We start from the raw sequence: 19539 nt of genomic DNA on the forward strand, positions 1-19539 counted from the left end.
GGTGATGAGATGGCACAGGTAGCAGCAGATCAGCAAGCGTGGGAGAAATGGATACAAGAACGTTCAAAAGAAGCTTGTGACGAATTGATACAGCGTTACATGCCTCTCGTTCATTATCATGTTCAACGGATTTCAGTTGGTTTACCCAAAAATGTTCAAAAGGAAGATTTAATTAGTCATGGTATGTTTGGTTTATATGATGCACTTGAAAAATTTAATCATGAACGCGATTTAAAATTTGATACATATGCATCATTTCGTGTAAGAGGAGCAATCATTGACGGCCTACGTAAAGAAGATTGGTTGCCTCGTTCAGTAAGAGACAAAATAAAAAAAGTAGAGACAACAATTGAAAAGTTAGAACAATCCTTAGGTCGCTTTATTACTAGTGAAGAGGTCGCAAAGGAGTTAAAAATGGAGCGTACAGAAGTAGAGCAAATAATGACAGAGTACTATACTGCCTCATTATTATCAATTGATGAGCTCCCCCAAGACCAGCAAAAGAATGAACCATATGCGACAACGTTAGAAGATAAGCGAACACAAAAACCTGAGGAAAAGGTTGTTGAGGATGCAATAAAAGAAGAGATTACTGAAGTGATAGAAGAACTCTCTGAAAAAGAACAACTCGTCATAACTCTTTTTTATTATGAAGAAATGACTCTAACGGAAATTGCACAAATTCTAAGTCTTTCTACATCACGGATATCGCAAATTCATTCAAAAGCATTGTTTCGAATGCAACAAGTAATGAAAAAACGAAAGAAGGAGGGAGACAAGTGGGGATGGTAGAAGTAGAGGAATGCTATCAAGTGATCATATCAAAGGATAAATTACAGGCTTCTATTAAACAAATCAGTAAAAGAAATGAAGAAATGAAGATTACACTTGACGATTTGAAACGCTTATTACATGATCATAATGTAATATACGGGATTGATGAGTCTGCGTTAAACATTTTTGTAAGTACTCCGATTATTAGTAAAGAGGTTGTAGTCGCCAAAGGGAAAAAGCCTGAAAACGGCCAGGATGCCTACCTAAAGCCGATTTTACATGAGTTAGAAGAAAAAGACTTTGATAGTTACGAGAATGTGGATATGAGGAAAGTAACCGAAATTCCAGTCGTTAAGACTGGAGAGAAAGTGGCTGAAAAAATCGAAGCAACTAGCGGTGAAGATGGAACCGACGTTCATAATGAGCCAATTCCAGCTAAGCCCGGACGTGATTTTAAGCTATTAAAAGGTAAGAATACAGAGGTAAGCAAAAACGAATTAGAGCTCTATTCTTTAATTAGCGGTCAAATAAGTATTGATAAAAATACCGTCCATGTCCATCCTACTTATGAGATTAAAGGCGACCTATCGATGAAAACTGGAAATATCGATTTCGTAGGGAATGTGATTATTAACGGAAATGTTCCAGCTGGTTATACAGTTAAAGCAGGTGGGGATATACGAATAAAAGGAACTGTAGAGGCTGCTACTATCTTTTCGGGAGGATCGATCTTTATCGGTTCAGGCGTAGTTGGTCAAAATAAATGCTTATTGGAAGCAAAGAACGATATAAAAGCTTCTTTTATAAATGAAGGAGTTGTGAAAGCAGGGGGAACAATAGAAGTAACACAAACGATTTTACACAGTACCGTTACGACAGAAAAAATGATTATTTGTAAACGTGGTAGAGGATTGATTGTGGGAGGTGCCATTTCAGCAGTTGAAGCTATTATAGCAAAAGAAATCGGCAATGAGATGCAAACGGAAACGTCGTTATTTATAGGGGTGAGCAAAAAGAATTTAGATGAACATCGCCAAATAGAAAAAGAATTAAATCAAATCAATGACTCGTTGAAAAAGCTATCGCAGCTTTTACGAACATATCTATTAAAAGAGAAAAATGAAGGAACTCTTGTTGGTAAAGAAAAGCATATTAAAATGAAGGTATTAAACTCTTACCAGGAGAGTCAAGAAAAGAAACAATCCTTAGAAGTGAAGTTTAAAAAATTAAACGAATTAACCCAAAAAAATGGAACCGGTTACGTTACTGCGGAGAGGAAAATGTATTCAAACGTTGTATTGAACTTTGGAAAATATCAACGCCGAGTTAGATCGAACTACTTAGGAACAACAGCTCGGCTAGATAAAGGTGAAATTACAATTACAACACATTAACCGGTAACAAGCCGTATTAGGAGGTGTAACAGAATGAGTATTCGTCCAATTGAGGTTCAAGGATCTTTCCCACAATCACAAAAAACAGGTAAAATTCAAGAACAACTACAGCAAAGAGGACAAGTTTCTCAAGAAGTTATAGCTCAACAGGAAAAAGAAGAGGCCAAAAAGCTGTCTCAGCAAGTAAATAAGTCAGATGAAACGGAGCAAATGCGGTTTCATCAAGAACGAAACAAAGAGCAGCAAGAACAGCAAGCAAAATGAAAAAAAGAAAAAGAAAAAAGAGAATAAAGGGAACAATAAACACCCTTTTAAAGGGAGTTTCATTGACTTCTCCGGATAGAAAGGAAAAGTATGTTTGAACTATTACTAGTTGTTAGTTTGTTAATGCATGGCTTTGTTATTTTCTGGATCATTATCTTAATTCAACGTATTCGCAATACAGAAAATCGAGTAGATGAAATGAATCAATTAAAAAGCGAGATCGAGGATGTTTTAGTTGCATATACGACTGAAATGAAGGAAGAAAATGAGCGACTTATCCAAAGGTTACGAAAAAATAACGAACAAACGGTAACGAAATTACAACAGAAAACTCCTCATACACCCCCTATTAAGCAACAGTCTGTAAACGAGATAGTGGAGCAATCACTTGAATATAAGCCACCTATAGAACTTCCTGAACAAGAAACGTATGAGAAATCATATCATGCAAAGGTGTTAGAATTGTTTGATTTAGGACATTCTTATGAAGAGATTGCCAAAACGCTTGATATGGGAAAAGGGGAAGTGGAATTAATATTAAAATTTCGGCAATAACACTTTTCATGCTTGCGTCTGTTATACCAATATGGTATATTAATTTTCGGTGTTAATCACACACGCTATTTGATTTATGAAATGGTGCTGAATTCAGTCTTTCATAAAAATGAAGATAGCGGAGGAGAAAAAAAACCAATATGAAGGAGGTGTTGGATGTGGCAGTTATTTCCATGAAACAACTATTAGAAGCAGGTGTTCACTTCGGTCATCAGACTCGTCGTTGGAACCCTAAAATGGATCGCTACATCTTCACAGAAAGAAACGGAATTTACATTATTGATTTACAAAAGACGGTAAAGAAAGTAGAGGAAGCTTATCAGTTTGTACGTGATTTAGCAGCTGATGGTGGAAAAGTTCTTTTCGTTGGTACGAAAAAGCAAGCACAAGACTCGGTCAAAGAAGAAGCTGAGCGTTGTGGAATGTACTATATTAACCAACGTTGGTTAGGTGGTACTCTTACAAATTTTGAAACGATTCAAAAGCGTATTACTCGCCTGAAAAACCTTGAGAAAATGCAAGAAGACGGTACTTTTGATGTCCTTCCTAAGAAGGAAGTTATCCTTCTTAAAAAGGAAATGGATCGTCTAGAGAAGTTCTTAGGCGGTATTAAAGATATGCAAGACATTCCTGATGCATTGTTTGTTATTGATCCTCGTAAAGAGCGTATTGCTATTGCGGAAGCTCACAAGTTAAACATCCCAATCGTATCAATTGTAGATACAAACTGTGATCCGGATGAGATTGATTATGTGATTCCTGGTAATGATGACGCTATTCGTGCTGTTAAACTATTAACTGGTAAAATGGCAGACGCAGTAATTGAAGCAACTTCTGCTGAAGAAGACGTGGCTCTAGAGGAGCAAGAAGAGGAAGAAACAACAACAGCTTAATTGATGAACTCAGGTGGGGTGGTAAAGGGGATTACCCTTTACCACTTTTTTGGAAGTGAGATCTGTTAGACTATACGATTTCTCACTAATTTTTTACTTTTTTTTTTAAAAGAAAGCTACAACTAGTGTTAAAATACATATATAGAATAAAGGAGGCGTTATTCATGGCAGTAACTGCAAGTATGGTTAAAGAATTACGTGAAAAAACTGGTGCTGGAATGATGGATTGTAAAAAGGCATTAACAGAAACAGGTGGCGATATGGAAAAGGCGGTTGACTTCCTTCGTGAAAAAGGAATTGCCAAAGCTGCTAAAAAGGCAGACCGTGTTGCTGCAGAAGGTTTAACGACTGTCAAGTCTAAAGGTAATAAGGCTGTCATCACTGAAGTGAACTCTGAAACAGATTTTGTCGCGAAAAATGAAAACTTCCAAAATTTAGTAAGTGAACTAGCTGATTTTATCTTAGAAAATGAGCCTAAATCAGTAGAAGAGGCACTTAGCAAAGAGTATTCAGTAGGACAAACTGTTGAAGAGTACATTAATTCTTCTATTGCGAAGATTGGTGAGAAAATTTCATTACGTCGCTTCGAGGTTGTCACGAAAGCTGATGGTGACACGTTTGGGGAATACTTACATATGGGTGGACGTATTGGGGTATTAACGATTTTAGAAGGAACATCTGATGGCGAACTAGCAAAGGATATTGCGATGCATATTGCTGCGATTAATCCGAAGTATGTTTCTCGAGATCAAGTAGCTCAAGATGAAGTTGAACGTGAGCGTGAAGTATTAAAGCAGCAAGCACTTAATGAAGGAAAGCCTGAAAACATCGTTGAGAAAATGGTTGAAGGCCGCTTAGGTAAATTCTTCGAGCAAGTGTGCCTAAATGATCAGCCTTTTGTAAAAGATGGAGATCAAAAAGTTGGTAAATATGTAAAATCAAAAGGTGCTGAAGTAAAAGCCTTCGTTCGATATGAAGTCGGAGAAGGAATCGAAAAGCGTGAAGATAACTTCGCTGAGGAAGTTATGTCTCAAGTGAAAAAATAATGAGTAGAGGGACACGTAAGTGTGTCCCTTTTTCACAAGAAGATAGGAAAACTTCAGGTTAAGCGGAGGTTGTTATGAAATCATATAATCGAGTTGTACTAAAATTAAGTGGTGAAGCTTTAGCGGGAGATCAAGGTTTTGGAATTGACCCTATCGTCATTCAATCGATCGCTAAGCAAATTAAGGAAATTGTAGAACTAAATGTAGAAGTTGCTGTTGTTGTCGGTGGTGGGAACATTTGGCGAGGAATGGCTGGAAGTGCAAAAGGAATGGATCGGGCAACAGCTGATTACATGGGGATGCTTGCAACTGTAATGAATTCGTTAGCTTTACAAGACGGTCTTGAAGATCTTGGTGTTGAAACTAGAGTTCAAACGTCAATTGAGATGCGTCAAGTGGCTGAGCCTATATTAGACGCCGAGCAATTCGCCATCTAGAGAAAAAACGAGTTGTCATTTTTGCTGCGGGAACTGGTAATCCATACTTCTCTACTGATACAACAGCAGCTCTACGTGCAGCTGAAATTGAGGCAGAAGTTATTTTAATGGCTAAAAATAAAGTAGATGGTGTATATAGTGCGGATCCATCTATTGATTCGACAGCTAAGAAGTATACAAGCTTGTCCTTTATGGATGTTATAAAGGAAGGTTTAGCAGTAATGGATTCTACGGCATCATCTCTTTGTATGGACAATGATATCCCATTAATTGTATTTTCAATAATGGAAGAAGGAAATATTAAAAAAGCCGTTACAGGTGAATCGATAGGAACAATTGTCAGGGGGAATGAATAATGTCGAAAGAAATTATTAATGACGCGAAATCGCGAATGGAAAAAGCAGTTGAAGCCTTAAATCGTGACTTGGCAAAACTACGTGCTGGACGAGCAAACCCAGCTTTATTAGATCGTGTTACTGTTGAATATTATGGAGCGGAAACACCATTAAATCAACTTGCAACCATTTCTGTTCCAGAAGCACGTTTACTAACGATTCAACCATTTGATAAATCTTCAATCGGTGATATTGAACGTGCCATTTTAAAATCCGAGCTTGGATTAACACCAGCTAATGATGGAGCAGTGATCCGTATCACCATCCCTCCATTAACTGAGGAGAGACGTAAAGAACTGGTTAAAAATTGTAAAAAAATCAGCTGAAGAGGCGAAAGTCGCTGTTCGTAATGTAAGGCGAGATGCTAACGACTCATTAAAGAAAGATCAAAAAGAAGGCGACTTAACTGAAGATGATTTACGTCGCTATACAGAAGAAGTTCAAAAGCTAACAGACAACTATATTGCTAAAGTAGATGATGTTGCTGACAACAAAGAAAAAGAAATCATGGAAGTGTAAGTATGTTCCATGTAAAATAGAGATTAGAGACCCTCTTTTTTTATAGGGGGTTTTTCCACTTTTCATTCTGTACATTTCTGAAAGTAAAGTGTACAGTAATGTAAGATGTTGAACCTGCTGTAACTAGATGGAGGGCGCTTAACATGCTTGAGAAATTAACAAAATGGAAACAAAGTCGTGAACTTGATGCTAAGGAAGAAAAAATAGGCTCTAACATTCCTAAGCATATTGCAATTATTATGGATGGAAATGGCCGTTGGGCTAAAAATAGGGGATTACCACGAATTGCCGGGCACCGCGAAGGTATGAAGGTAATTAATAAAGTTGTTCGCAAAGCAAATGAATTAGGTGTTGAGGTTCTTACATTATACGCATTTTCAACTGAAAATTGGAAACGTCCTAAAACGGAAGTTGATTTCTTAATGAAGCTCCCAGAACGTTTTTTAGGTACGGAGCTACCACAACTAATTAAAGAAAATGTGAAAGTGCGTTTAATGGGTAGTATTGAGGATTTACCTGAACATACGAAAAGAGCCGTCAATAAAGCCGTTGAACAAACGTCAAACAACACGGGGCTTATCTTAAACTTTGCATTAAATTATGGAAGTAGATACGAAATCGTACATGCCGTCAAGAGAATTTCCGAACAAGTAGAGCAAGGAATGATTAAGTCAAATGAAATAAGTGAACAATTAATCAATGACTACTTAATGACAACGGAATTACGTGATCCCGATTTGCTTATCCGTACGAGTGGAGAGATCCGACTAAGTAATTTTATGCTCTGGCAAGTGGCTTATAGTGAGTTTTGGTTCACAGATGTACTTTGGCCCGACTTCAGTGAACATCATTTACTTGAAGCGATTTTCGTCTATCAGAAGCGTGCACGAAGATATGGCGGTGTATAGAAAGGAGAAAGAATTTGAAGCAGCGAATTATTACAGGAATAATTGGTGGAGTAATATTTATAAGTTTTGTTATCGTTGGAGGATGGCTCTTTTCTCTTTTTATAACCATTGTCGCTTCTATAGCCATTTTCGAATTATTAAAAATGAAAAAAATATCACCCATTTCTTTAATGGGATTTGTCAGCCTGTTATCCATGTGGCTACTGCTTGTACCTACTGCATGGTATGATCAAGTCATTCCTTTTTCATTCTCAAAAGTTGAAATATTTCTTTTTTTAATATTAGCATTACTCATGTTTACGGTTATTACTAAGAATACCTTTACCTTTGATGAGGTTGGTTTTGTCATTTTATCGTCAGTGTACGTTGGATTTGGTTTCCATTACCTTATTGTAACAAGGGAATTACCTGAGATTGGAATGATATTAGTATTCTTTGTTTTATTAATAATATGGACTACTGACTCTGTTGCTTATTTCGTTGGTCGTTCATTAGGCAAACATAAGTTGTGGCCGGATATAAGTCCTAAAAAAACGATTGAAGGATCCATTGGTGGTGTCGTAGGTGCAATCGTTATAGGGACAATCTTTTACGTTTTTTATCCGATCTTTCCCAATTACGTTATAACAATTATTATTATTTTAATTACTTCTATATTTGGCCAATTAGGAGATTTAGTAGAATCTGCATTAAAGCGCCATTATGCTGTAAAGGATTCAGGGAATGTCTTACCTGGCCATGGTGGCATATTAGATCGGTTTGATAGTTTAATCTATGTTATGCCAATTTTACATTTGCTTTTGCTTATATAAACTTTAGGCGAAGAAAAGTCAGGATTATTATAAATTGTGTAGGTGAATAGATTGAAGCATATTAGTTTATTAGGTGCTACAGGCTCGATTGGCACACAAACATTAGATGTGATTAGACAATATCCTGAGCAATTTTCTCTAGTTTCAATGTCCGCTGGGCGTAATATTGATTTAGCTATTAAGCAAATCAATGAATTTCAACCATCAGTCGTTTCAGTTATGTCAAAGGTTGAACATGATCAGCTAAGGAACAATATTCCAGCCGGGATAAAAGTTGTATGGGGAAATGAAGGACTTGTTGAAGTAGCAACAAACCCAAAAGCAAACATAGTAGTAAATGCAGTGATAGGGAGCGTCGGTTTAGGTCCTACATTAGCTGCGATACGTGAGGGCAAATCGATTGCAATTGCTAATAAGGAAACGCTCGTAACAGCAGGACATATTGTCACGAATGAAGCGAAACGTGCAAATGTACCATTGCTTCCGGTTGACAGCGAGCATTCGGCTATCTTTCAAGCTCTACAAGGTCAAAATATACTTGAAGTCGATAAATTAATTTTAACAGCTTCTGGAGGAAGCTTCCGAGATCGCTCGCGTTTAGACTTGCAAAATGTAACAGTTGATGAAGCATTGAAGCATCCAAATTGGTCTATGGGTGCTAAAATCACGATCGATTCAGCGACGATGATGAATAAAGGCTTAGAAATTATTGAAGCACATTGGTTATTTGATATACCATATGAAAAAATAGATGTGTTATTACATAAAGAAAGTATTATTCATTCAATGGTTGAATACATTGATGGAAGTGTTATTGCTCAGTTGGGAACACCAGATATGCGAGTACCCATTCAGTATGCACTTACGTATCCACACCGCCTATCAAATAAAGCAAACGACCGATTAAAGTTATCTGAAATCGGACAACTACATTTTAAGGAGCTGGATGTTGACCGATATCGATGTGTAGCTTTTGCTTATGAGGCTGGTCGGATAGGTGGAACGATGCCTACAGTATTAAATGCAGCAAATGAAGTGGCTGTTTCTTATTTTCTGCAAAATCGTTTGTCTTTTCTTGAGATTGAATCGGTTATAGAACAAGCGATGGCTCAACACAATCCAACACAAAATCCTTCACTTGAAGAAATTGTTGCTGTTGATTTAGAAACTCGTCAAATTATCCACTCATTAATTAAATAAGAAAGGTGGACGTTACTAGATGCAATCAATTCAAACCATTTTAGCGGTTGTTGTTATTTTCGGACTTCTTGTATCAATTCATGAATGGGGTCATCTTTATTTTGCGAAACGGGCAGGGATCCTTTGTCGAGAATTTGCGATTGGCTTTGGTCCGAAAATTTATTCTTTCAAGAAAAATGAAACAGTTTATACGATCCGTCTACTGCCGCTTGGTGGATTTGTTCGTATGGCTGGTGAAGACCCCGAGATGATTAATATAAAACCAGGTTATGAAATTGGTTTAGTATTTAACGAAATGAATAAAGTTTCGCGAATCATCATTAACAATAAATCTAAGCATCCTGAAGCTCATGTTGTCCAAGTCGAACGAATTGATCTTGAAAAGGAGTTATTTATTGAAGCCTACAATCAAGACGGTGAATTAATTCGATATGAAATCGATGATAGAGCGCATTTTATCCAGGACGAAGAAGCAACACAAATAGCACCATGGAATCGTCAATTTGGATCAAAATCAGTAGGACAACGGGCTATGGCTATCTTTGCTGGACCATTAATGAACTTTGTTCTAGCAATCGTTATTTTAATTGCTTATGCTTTAATGCAAGGTATGCCTGTTGATGAAGCAAGAATAGGTGATGTAACGGAAGATGGTGTCGCACTATCAGCAGGGCTGCAAAAAGACGATGTTGTTTTATCAATAAATAATCAACCATTGTCGACATGGGAAGAGATGACATCTCTCATTCAGCAACATCCGAACGAAGAACTTATATTTGAGATTGAGCGTGACGGTCAGACATTGGCGATTCCCGTCGTACCAGAAGCAAGAGAAGGCCAGTTTGGTGAAGAAGAAGGATTTGTTGGAATTCGAGGTCCAACGGAATTTTCTTTAATAGGTGCTGTACAATTTGGATTTACTCAAACATATTTATTTGCTTCAATGATATTTGAAGTGTTAGGGATGCTATTTACAGGTGAGTTTAAATTAGATTATGTTTCGGGGCCAGTCGGTATCTACAACTATACAGGAGAGGCTGCCGCGATGGGGATTTATGTTTTAATGCATTGGACTGCAGCCTTAAGTGTAAACTTAGGCATCATTAACTTATTGCCGCTGCCAGCCATGGATGGTGGACGTTTAACTTTCATTGGTTTAGAGGCTTTAAGAGGAAAACCAATTGATCCACATAAGGAAGGCTTTGTGCATTTTATCGGTTTTGTTTTGTTAATGCTGTTAGTTATTGTTGTAACTTGGAATGATATAACGACCTTTTTTATGTAGAAGTAAGAAGACTACATTCTGACATCGTTTGATTAGACTATTATTAGAGCTTTATAGAAGAAGCTTGGCTCAATCTAGCTCAAAATCAACGACGTTTTACTTAACAAACTCAGTAATGATATAGAAAGGAATATGTAGGATGCGACAACGTACTTATTTATCGCCAACTTTACGTGATTTACCAGCTGACGCCGAAATTAAAAGTCATCAATTAATGTTAAGAGCCGGTCTTATTAGACAAACAGCTTCGGGGATTTATTCATACCTTCCATTAGGAAAAAGAGTGCTAAAAAAAGTCGAGGAAATCATTCGGGAAGAAATGGATGAAAAAGGTGCTCAGGAGGTTTTAATGCCAGCTATTCAACCAGCTGAGCTATGGGAAGAATCTGGTCGATTAAGTGCTTATGGACCTGAGCTCATGAGATTAAAAGATCGACATGAACGTGATTTTGTACTAGGTGCAACTCATGAGGAAGTGATTACTTCTCTTATTCGTGACGATGTTAAATCCTATAAAAAACTTCCTATTAACGTTTACCAAATTCAAACGAAATATCGTGATGAGAGACGTCCACGTTTCGGTGTATTGCGTTCACGTGAATTTATGATGAAGGATGCCTATTCATTTGATACGAATTATGAAGGTCTAGATGAGAGTTACAAAGCGATGTATGAGGCCTATCAACGTATTTTCACAAGATGTGGACTTGATTTCAGGGCAGTTGAGGCTGATTCTGGTACAATAGGTGGAACGGATACACATGAATTTATGGTATTAAGTGAAATTGGTGAGGATACAATTGCATACTCCGATCGATCTGATTTTGCGGCTAATATTGAAATTGCACCAGTTCAAGTGCCAGAATTGAATAAAGACAAAGAAGCATTACGCACGCTAGAAAAGAGAGAGACACCAAATGTTAAATCAATTCAAGAAGTTTGCTCATTTTTCGAAGTTGAGCCACAAATAACGATTAAATCTTTGCTATTTATCATAGATGATGAGCCTGTGCTAATTCTTGTTCGGGGCGATCATGAGGTGAATGAAATAAAAGTTGGTCATCTTTATCCAAAGGCGAAGTCGATCGAGCTAGCAACTGAGGAGCAAACAGTGAAAGTAATTGGCTGTCAGCTGGATTTGTTGGCCCTATAAACACAGAAAACAACGTAACGATTATTGCCGATCATTCAGTGAAAACAGTCGTTAATGGTATATGTGGTGCAAATGAAAAGGATTACCATTATGTGAACGTAAATATTGAGCGAGATTTTACGGTCCAACAATATGCAGATTTACGTTTTATCCAAGAAGGGGACCCATCGCCCGATGGTAATGGTACGATTCGCTTCGCACGTGGAATTGAGGTAGGGCATGTATTTAAGCTAGGGACTAAGTATAGTGAAGCGTTAGGAGCTACATTTTTAAATGAACAAGGTAAATCTGAGCCGATGATCATGGGCTGTTACGGTATAGGTGTTTCGCGAACTGTTGCGGCTATTGTCGAACAAAATCATGATGAAATGGAATTGTCTGGCCTCGTGAAGTAGCACCATTTGATCTACATCTTGTTACAATTAATGTAAAAGAAGAAGCCCAGCGAGAACTCGGTGAAAAGCTATACAGTCAGTTAAAATCTAAAAATGGGATGTCTTATTTGATGATCGTCCAGAACGAGCAGGGGTAAAGTTTAAGGATTCTGATTTGTTTGGTCTTCCGATTCGTATCGCAGTAGGGAAAAAGGCTGCAGATCATATCGTAGAAGTGAAGGTTAGAAAACAGGAGAAATGCTAGAGGTCTCTGTCGATCAACTAGAAACAACGATACAAAAGTTGCTTAGTAGTTATTAGATTTTAATGGCAATGCCGTCTAAAGCCCTGCTATAATGACATCTTATAGCAGGGCTTTGTTAAATTTACGAATAGACTTTCTTAATTGAAATAGCTTCTGTATACACCATTTAAGAAAAGCAAGGAGGGGGAAATGGTGCCTGACGAACAGCTGCGCAAAGAAAGATTACAATTATTATTACAACAAATCCAGTTACCAAAACAGATCGTTGAACAGCATTTTGCGGAAGGCCTAATTCGTAAACTGCAAATTGACAAACAGAAACGATCCTGGCATTTTCAAATAGAGCTTAAGACGATTGTACCCTCAGCGGTGTACGAGCTGTTTTCAGTTCATTTAAAGCAAGCATTTGAACATATTGCAAAGGTTCAATTTACGTTTATTTATGAACAAAAGTCCTTATCTGCTGATGAATGGCAGGATTATTGGCCTATTATCGTAACAAAACTTCAATCAATCTCAGATGGTATTCGTCAATTACTATCTAAGCAAGTTCCGAAATATGATGGTCGACGTCTGATCATAAATGTTCGTAATGAGACTGAAGCTGTGGCATTAAAACGTAAAGTAACGGAATCGTTACAAAATACTTTAATAGAATTGAGTCTACCTAATGTACAACTAGATACGAATATTCAAGAGTCAAAGCAAGAGTATGAGCAATTTGTAGAAAATCGCAAAAAAGAAGATCAATCGAAAGTGGTTGAAGCGATTTTAGAGAAGAAGAAGCAAGAGGAACAAGCTGAAAAGAAAGTAAATGATAAAAACCTTGTTATTGGTTATCCAATTAAAGATGAGCCAGTCATGCTCGAATCAATACAAGACGAGGAACGAAGAATAACCGTTCAAGGTTATGTATTTGCTTCGGAAACAAGGGAGCTTCGTAGTGGCCGAACATTATTAACGTTTAAAATTACTGATTATACAGATTCAATCCTAGTAAAAATGTTTTCTCGTGATAAAGAAGATGTCCCAATGTTACAAGCAATCAAAAAAGGTATGTGGGTGAAAGTACGTGGTGGCGTACAAAATGATACGTTTGTACGTGATCTCGTCATGATCGGAAATGATGTTAATCAAATTACGCCGAAAGAAAGACAAGACACAGCTACTGAAGAAGAAAAGCGTGTCGAACTGCATCTTCATACGACGATGAGTCAAATGGACGGTATTGTTTCAGCAGGTCGCTATATCGAGCAAGCGGCAAAATGGGGACATAAAGCAATTGCAATTACGGATCACGGCGTTGTCCAAGCTTTTCCTGAAGCCTATTCAGCAGGTAAAAAGAACGGCGTTAAAGTATTATTTGGAATTGAAGCGAATTTAGTCGATGATGGCGTCCCAATTGCCTATAATGAGGCTGATCGCAATTTGATTGAAGATGAATTCGTTGTATTTGATGTAGAGACGACGGGCTTATCAGCTGTTTACAACACAATAATTGAATTAGCTGCCGTAAAAATTAAAGATGGAGAAATCGTTGACCGATTTGAGTCTTTTGCTGATCCACATGAACCACTTTCTAATACAATAATTGAATTAACAGGTATCACCGATGATATGGTAAAAGGTCAACCAGAAGTCGACGAAGTGTTAAGGAATTTTAAGGAGTTTGTAGGTGATGCGATATTAGTTGCCCATAATGCTAGCTTTGATATGGGTTTTTAAATGTAGGGTATCAAAAAATGGGCTTAGGAGAAGTACCGAATCCTGTCATTGATACGTTAGAATTAGGGCGTTTTTTATATCCTGAATTAAAAAATCACCGTTTAAATACTTTATGTAAAAGGTTTGATATCGAATTAGTAAGTCACCATCGTGCTATTTATGACGCTGAGGCAACAGGCTATTTATTATGGAAAATGATTAAGGATGCTTTTGAGAGGAACATAAAGCATCATCGTCAATTAAATGATCATATGGGGCAAGGAAATGTGCATCGACAAAGACCGTTTCATTGTACGATTTTAGCGCAAACACAAGAGGGGCTGAAAAATTTATACCGTCTCGTATCAATGTCACACGTTGATTATTTCTTCCGGACACCTAGAATTCCTAGATCCCTGCTGAAAAAGTTAAGAAATGGCTTATTGATTGGTTCTGCTTGTGATAAAGGAGAAGTTTTTGAAGGGATGATGCAAAAATCTCCGCAAGAAGTTGAGGAGATAGCTCATTTTTATGATTATTTAGAAATTCAGCCGTTATCGAACTATGCTCATCTAATCGAAAAGGAGCTAGTTAAAAACGACTCTTCTTTAAAAGAGATTGTCACAAATATTGTCAAGCTCGGTGAAAAATTAAATAAGCCAGTTGTTGCAACTGGAAATGTCCATTATCTTGAGGAAAGAGACTATATTCATCGTAAAATTCTAATCACATCACAAGGTGGGGCTAACCCTTTAAATAAACAAACACTTCCGCCAGTTCATTTCCGAACAACAAATGAAATGCTAGAAGAGTTCAGGTTTCTTGGCGAGAATATGGCAAAGAAAGTCGTTGTCGAATCAACGCAACATATTGCTGATTTAGTGGATGATATCCAACCGATTCCAGATGATTTGTATACACCGAAGATTGAAGGTGCAGATCAGGAAATCCGTGATATGAGTTATAATCGTGCTCGTAGTATTTACGGAGAGCAATTACCCGAGTTAGTCGAAGCTAGACTTGAAAAAGAACTAAAAAGTATAATCGGTCATGGATTCGCCGTTATATATTTAATTTCACAAAAACTTGTTAAGAAATCACTAAATGATGGCTATCTCGTTGGATCGCGTGGGTCTGTCGGTTCCTCTTTTGTAGCGACGATGACCGAAATTACGGAAGTAAATCCTTTGCCTCCTCATTATGTGTGTCCTAAATGTCATCACTCTCACTTCTTTGATGATGGATCTGTCGGCTCCGGTTTTGATTTGCCTGATAAAGATTGTCCAGAGTGTGGAACAGCTTATGTTAAAGATGGACAAGATATACCTTTTGAAACATTTTTAGGTTTTAAAGGAGATAAAGTACCAGATATTGATTTAAACTTTTCAGGTGAATATCAGCCCCGTGCACACCATTACACGAAAGAGTTGTTTGGTGAAGAATATGTCTATCGTGCTGGAACGATCGGTACCGTTGCTGAAAAAACCGCCTATGGTTATGTGAAAGGGTACCAAAGTGATTATAATTTAATGATGCGAGGAGCAGAGATTGATCGGCTCGTTTCCGGTTGTACTGGCGTGAAGAGAACGACTGGACAACATCCAGGGGGAATTATCGTAGTTCCTGATTATATGGATATACACGATTTTTGCCCAATTCAATATCCAGCAGATGATAAAAACGCTGAATGGAAGACGACGCATTTTGATTTCCATTCCATTCACGATAACCTATTAAAGCTTGATATACTTGGTCACGATGATCCGACTGTTATTCGTATGTTGCAAGATTTAAGTGGGATTGACCCGAAAACCATACCGACCGATGATCCTGAAGTAATGAAAATTTTTAGTGGTCCCGAGGTACTAGGAGTTACTGAAGAACAAATAATGTGTAAGACAGGAACGTTAGGAATACCAGAGTTTGGGACAAGGTTTGTTAGACAAATGCTTGAAGAGACAAAACCGAGTACATTTTCTGAACTCGTTCAGATTTCAGGTTTATCTCATGGAACTGACGTATGGTTGAACAATGCAAATGAACTGATCTATGAAGGGATTTGTGAATTAAAAGATGTTATTGGTTGTCGTGATGACATTATGGTCTATTTAATTTATAAAGGATTGGAACCGTCTCTTGCTTTTAAAATCATGGAATTTGTTCGTAAAGGAAAAGGTCTCCAGCCTGAATGGATTGACGAGATGAAGAAACATGATGTACCTGATTGGTATATCGGCTCGTGTCAAAAGATTAAATATATGTTCCCGAAAGCACATGCTGCTGCCTACGTTTTAATGGCTGTTAGAATTGCTTATTTTAAAGTGCATCATCCGATACTTTATTATGCTTCTTACTTTACAGTTCGTGCGGATGACTTTGATTTAGATACAATGATTAAAGGTTCTAGTGCGATTAAAGCAAAAATTGAAGAAATAAATGCGAAAGGACTAGATGCAGCACCAAAGGAAAAGGCTGTGTTAACGGTACTAGAATTAGCACTTGAAATGTGTGAACGAGGCTTCTCGTTTCAAAAGGTTGATTTGTATCGCTCAAGTGCTACAGAATTCCAAGTAGAAGGTACAACGTTGCTACCTCCTTTTAACGCAATGTCTGGTGTAGGGACAAACGCAGCTCTTAATATTGAAAAAGCACGGGAAAATGGGGAATTCCTATCTAAGGAAGACTTGCAACAACGGGCTAAATTAACAAAAACAGTTCTTGAGCATTTAGATGATCACGGCTGCTTAAGTGGTTTACCAGACTCCAATCAATTATCGTTATTTTAATTGCTCACTCGTATATAAGCTTGATTATGTTAATGATTGCATTGGCTTTTAGAGTATGGTATTGTATTTATGGTAATACTTAGAATACTTTCACGCGAAAGAGTGGGGAAACCCACTCTTTCCTTTGTTCAAAGATAAGAATTAGATTCTATGTTTTTCTAATTGATAATTCTAAATGATGAAATAACTGGTTATGACCTGTATGAAAGAATCATTTAAAGAGAAAATAAATAAAAAGTATTCTTGTTGAGCAAGGAGGGTTACTCATGAGTACAAAAACAACTGAAATTACGACTGAATTAGTAACACCAATTCTTGAAGAATTGCAATTAGAATTAGTCGATGTTGAATTTAAAAAAGAAGGACCAAATTGGTATCTTCGTGTCTTTATTGATTCTGATAAAGGTATTGATTTAGAAGATTGTAGCCAAGTTAGTGAACGCTTAAGTGAAAAATTAGATGAAACAGATCCCATCGACCAGGCATATTTTTTAGAGGTATCTTCACCAGGTGCAGAGCGCCCATTGAAAAATGATAAAGACTTTACGAAGGCAATCGGGAAACATGTATTTGTGAAAACATATGAGCCAATAGAAGGGCAAAAAGAATTTGAAGGTCAATTACAATCGTTTGAGAATAGACAGCTAACAATAGAGTACAAAGTAAAAACTCGTACAAAGTCGATCGACATTCCAATAGAAAAAGTGGCGAACGCTAGATTAGCGATTGTTTTATAATTTTTATATTTTGAAAGGGGGAAATGAGTTCCATGAATAGTGAATTTATGGATGCATTAGTGACGTTAGAAAAAGAAAAAGGGATTAAAAAGGATGTCATAATCGAAGCGATCGAAGCAGCACTTATTTCAGGCTATAAACGAAATTTTAATCAAGTACAAAATGTCCGTGTTGATGTTAACAGAGAAAATGGGAGCATTCGTGTTTTTGCAAGAAAGACTGTCGTAGAAGAAGTATTTGACGCACGTCTAGAGATTTCTTTAGAAGAAGCTCAAAAGGTTAATCCAAACTACGAGGTTGATGATGTTGTAGAAATTGAAGTAACACCTAAGGACTTTGGTCGTATTGCTGCACAAACAGCAAAACAAGTTGTTACTCAACGTGTTCGTGAGGCTGAAAGAGGAATTATTTATGCTGATTTTATTGATCGTGAAGAAGACATTATGACGGGGATCGTTCAAAGACAAGATCACCGCTTTATTTATGTCGATTTAGGGAAGGTTGAAGCACTTCTTCCATTAAATGAACAGATGCCGAATGAAAAGTATCGTCATAATGATCGCATTAAGGCTTTTATTACGAAAGTGGAAAAGACTACAAAAGGACCACAAATTTTAATTTCACGAACTCATCCTGGCCTTTTAAAACGTTTATTTGAATTAGAAGTACCAGAAATTTATGATGGTACTGTTGAAATCAAATCTGTCTCTAGGGAGGCGGGCGATCGTTCGAAGATTGCTGTTCATGCTGATAATCCTGAAGTAGATCCGGTAGGCTCTTGTGTCGGCCCGAAAGGCCAACGTGTTCAAACGATTGTCAACGAGTTAAAAGGGGAGAAAATTGACATTGTACGTTGGTCAGATGATCCAGTAGAATATGTCGCTAACGCGTTAAGCCCATCTAAAGTGCTGAAGGTTAAGGTAAATGAGGAAGAGAAAATGACTCAAGTGATTGTCCCTGACTACCAGCTGTCCTTAGCAATTGGAAAACGAGGACAAAATGCCCGTTTAGCAGCTAAATTGACTGGCTGGAAAGTGGATATAAAAAGTGAATCCGACGCGAAAGAACTAGGTTTGTTTGATGATGAAGGCTTTGTAAAGGTAGTACAAGATGAAGATGTATATAGTACTGACCAACCATTCTAATAGGGGAGATGGTGGAGTATGAAGAAACGTAAAGTGCCACTTCGCAAGTGTGTTGTGACTAACGAAATGAAGCCAAAGCAAGAGCTCATTCGTATTGTTCGTTCACCTGAAGGAGAGGTTTCCGTTGATCCGACTGGTAAAAAAATGGTCGTGGTGCTTATATAACAAATAGTGATGAATGTTTCGAGCTTGCTAAGAAAAAGGATGTTTTATCACGTCATTTACAAGTACAAGTTGATAATGAAGTGTACGACCAGTTAAAGCAGGCAAGTAAGAAAGGAAGAAAATAATGGCGAAATGGCTTTCGCTTTTAGGATTAGCTGCAAGAGCACGTAAACTTGTAACGGGAGAAGAACTTGTTCTTACCGAAGTAAGAAAACAATCAGCCAAACTCGTTATAATTGCTGAGGATGGCTCTGACCAAACGATGAAAAAAGTGAAGAGTAAATGTGAATATTATAATATTCCTGTTCGAGTTGTTTCAAATCGCTACGAATTAGGTCATTCTATCGGGAAAGCGGAAAGAGTAATAATAGCCGTGATGGATGGTGGTTTTGCGAAAAAGTTATTAGCTCAAATAGATGAATGATGTTGGAGGGAAGTACATGAAGAAAATGCGAATATATGAATATGCTAAAGAGAAGAATGTACCAAGTAAAGAAGTTATAACGAAATTAAAAGAAAAAGGGTTTGAAGTTTCAAATCATATGTCTGTGTTAGATGCTTCAATGATTGAGGCAATTGAGGGGAAAAACAATCGTAGTGAATCAGTGAACAATAATGCTGATCAAAATACGAAGAAACAGGAAAAGCCAAATAAACCAGCACACCAAAGAAATACTAATCAAAACCAGCAGCAAAAAAAAGGGAATAAAAATAAGAAGAACCAAAAG

Annotated in this window: 14 protein-coding genes and 5 pseudogenes; all 19 read left to right on the forward strand. The window is 37.3% G+C overall.

The genetic code is table 11. The features are described from left to right. Positions 1 to 9 precede the first annotated feature (9 nt). On the forward strand, positions 10 to 792 hold the full coding sequence (locus JCM19034_RS08100) for a FliA/WhiG family RNA polymerase sigma factor (protein WP_062048750.1): 783 nt from the start codon (positions 10 to 12) through the stop codon (positions 790 to 792). Then, the gene (locus JCM19034_RS08105; RefSeq protein WP_231686876.1) at positions 786 to 2168 is read left to right on the forward strand and encodes a DUF342 domain-containing protein; all 1383 of its coding nucleotides are present in this window, start codon (positions 786 to 788) and stop codon (positions 2166 to 2168) included. Before JCM19034_RS08100 ends, JCM19034_RS08105 begins: the two co-directional genes overlap by 7 nt. A 33-nt stretch (positions 2169 to 2201) precedes the next feature. Continuing rightward, positions 2202 to 2432, forward strand: coding sequence for a hypothetical protein (locus JCM19034_RS08110; RefSeq protein ID WP_231686867.1), 231 nt, complete (start codon positions 2202 to 2204; stop codon positions 2430 to 2432). 90 nt (positions 2433 to 2522) lie between these two features. Next, positions 2523 to 2987, forward strand: coding sequence for a hypothetical protein (locus tag JCM19034_RS08115; RefSeq protein ID WP_062048755.1), 465 nt, complete (start codon positions 2523 to 2525; stop codon positions 2985 to 2987). 158 nt (positions 2988 to 3145) lie between these two features. After that, a complete protein-coding gene (gene rpsB / locus JCM19034_RS08120; RefSeq protein ID WP_062048757.1) occupies positions 3146 to 3880 on the forward strand; it encodes a 30S ribosomal protein S2 in 735 nt (244 codons plus the stop codon). Between the two features lie 164 nt (positions 3881 to 4044). Further along, a complete protein-coding gene (tsf, locus tag JCM19034_RS08125) occupies positions 4045 to 4926 on the forward strand; it encodes a translation elongation factor Ts (RefSeq protein WP_062048759.1) in 882 nt (293 codons plus the stop codon). A 74-nt stretch (positions 4927 to 5000) separates the two neighbouring features. Beyond that, positions 5001 to 5719, forward strand: a pseudogene (gene pyrH / locus JCM19034_RS08130) (UMP kinase). Next, positions 5719 to 6277, forward strand: a pseudogene (frr, locus tag JCM19034_RS08135) (ribosome recycling factor). The pseudogenes pyrH and frr overlap by 1 nt, the downstream one beginning before the upstream one ends. Positions 6278 to 6420: 143 nt before the next feature. Further along, entirely contained in the window at positions 6421 to 7185 is a 765-nt protein-coding gene (locus tag JCM19034_RS08140; protein ID WP_062048761.1) for an isoprenyl transferase, read from the forward strand. A 14-nt stretch (positions 7186 to 7199) separates the two neighbouring features. Then, the gene (locus JCM19034_RS08145; RefSeq protein ID WP_062048763.1) at positions 7200 to 7997 is read left to right on the forward strand and encodes a phosphatidate cytidylyltransferase; all 798 of its coding nucleotides are present in this window, start codon (positions 7200 to 7202) and stop codon (positions 7995 to 7997) included. Positions 7998 to 8048: 51 nt separating this feature from the next. Then, positions 8049 to 9197: a 1-deoxy-D-xylulose-5-phosphate reductoisomerase gene (locus JCM19034_RS08150; protein WP_062048765.1), complete on the forward strand. Its 1149-nt coding sequence runs from the start codon at positions 8049 to 8051 to the stop codon at positions 9195 to 9197. A gap of 28 nt (positions 9198 to 9225) precedes the next feature. Continuing rightward, on the forward strand, positions 9226 to 10482 hold the full coding sequence (gene rseP / locus JCM19034_RS08155; RefSeq protein WP_062048810.1) for an RIP metalloprotease RseP: 1257 nt from the start codon (positions 9226 to 9228) through the stop codon (positions 10480 to 10482). 139 nt (positions 10483 to 10621) lie between these two features. Beyond that, positions 10622 to 12330 (forward strand): annotated as a pseudogene (locus tag JCM19034_RS08160) (proline--tRNA ligase). A gap of 133 nt (positions 12331 to 12463) precedes the next feature. After that, positions 12464 to 16764 (forward strand): annotated as a pseudogene (locus tag JCM19034_RS08165) (PolC-type DNA polymerase III). Positions 16765 to 17030: 266 nt separating this feature from the next. Next, entirely contained in the window at positions 17031 to 17501 is a 471-nt protein-coding gene (gene rimP / locus JCM19034_RS08170; protein ID WP_062048767.1) for a ribosome maturation factor RimP, read from the forward strand. Between the two features lie 32 nt (positions 17502 to 17533). Further along, positions 17534 to 18646, forward strand: a complete 1113-nt coding sequence (gene nusA / locus JCM19034_RS08175) for a transcription termination factor NusA (protein ID WP_062048769.1) — start codon at positions 17534 to 17536, stop codon at positions 18644 to 18646. Between the two features lie 18 nt (positions 18647 to 18664). Then, a pseudogene (rnpM, locus tag JCM19034_RS08180) lies at positions 18665 to 18936 on the forward strand (RNase P modulator RnpM). After that, positions 18936 to 19235, forward strand: a complete 300-nt coding sequence (locus tag JCM19034_RS08185; protein WP_062048771.1) for a YlxQ family RNA-binding protein — start codon at positions 18936 to 18938, stop codon at positions 19233 to 19235. Before rnpM ends, JCM19034_RS08185 begins: the two are co-directional and overlap by 1 nt. A 16-nt stretch (positions 19236 to 19251) precedes the next feature. Further along, on the forward strand, positions 19252 to 19539 hold a 288-nt coding region (locus JCM19034_RS08190; RefSeq protein WP_197276362.1), incomplete at its 3' end, for a translation initiation factor IF-2 N-terminal domain-containing protein.

The sequence above is a fragment of the Bacillus sp. JCM 19034 genome (assembly GCF_001310635.1).
Classification (GTDB): Bacteria; Bacillota; Bacilli; order Bacillales; family Bacillaceae_D; genus Halalkalibacter.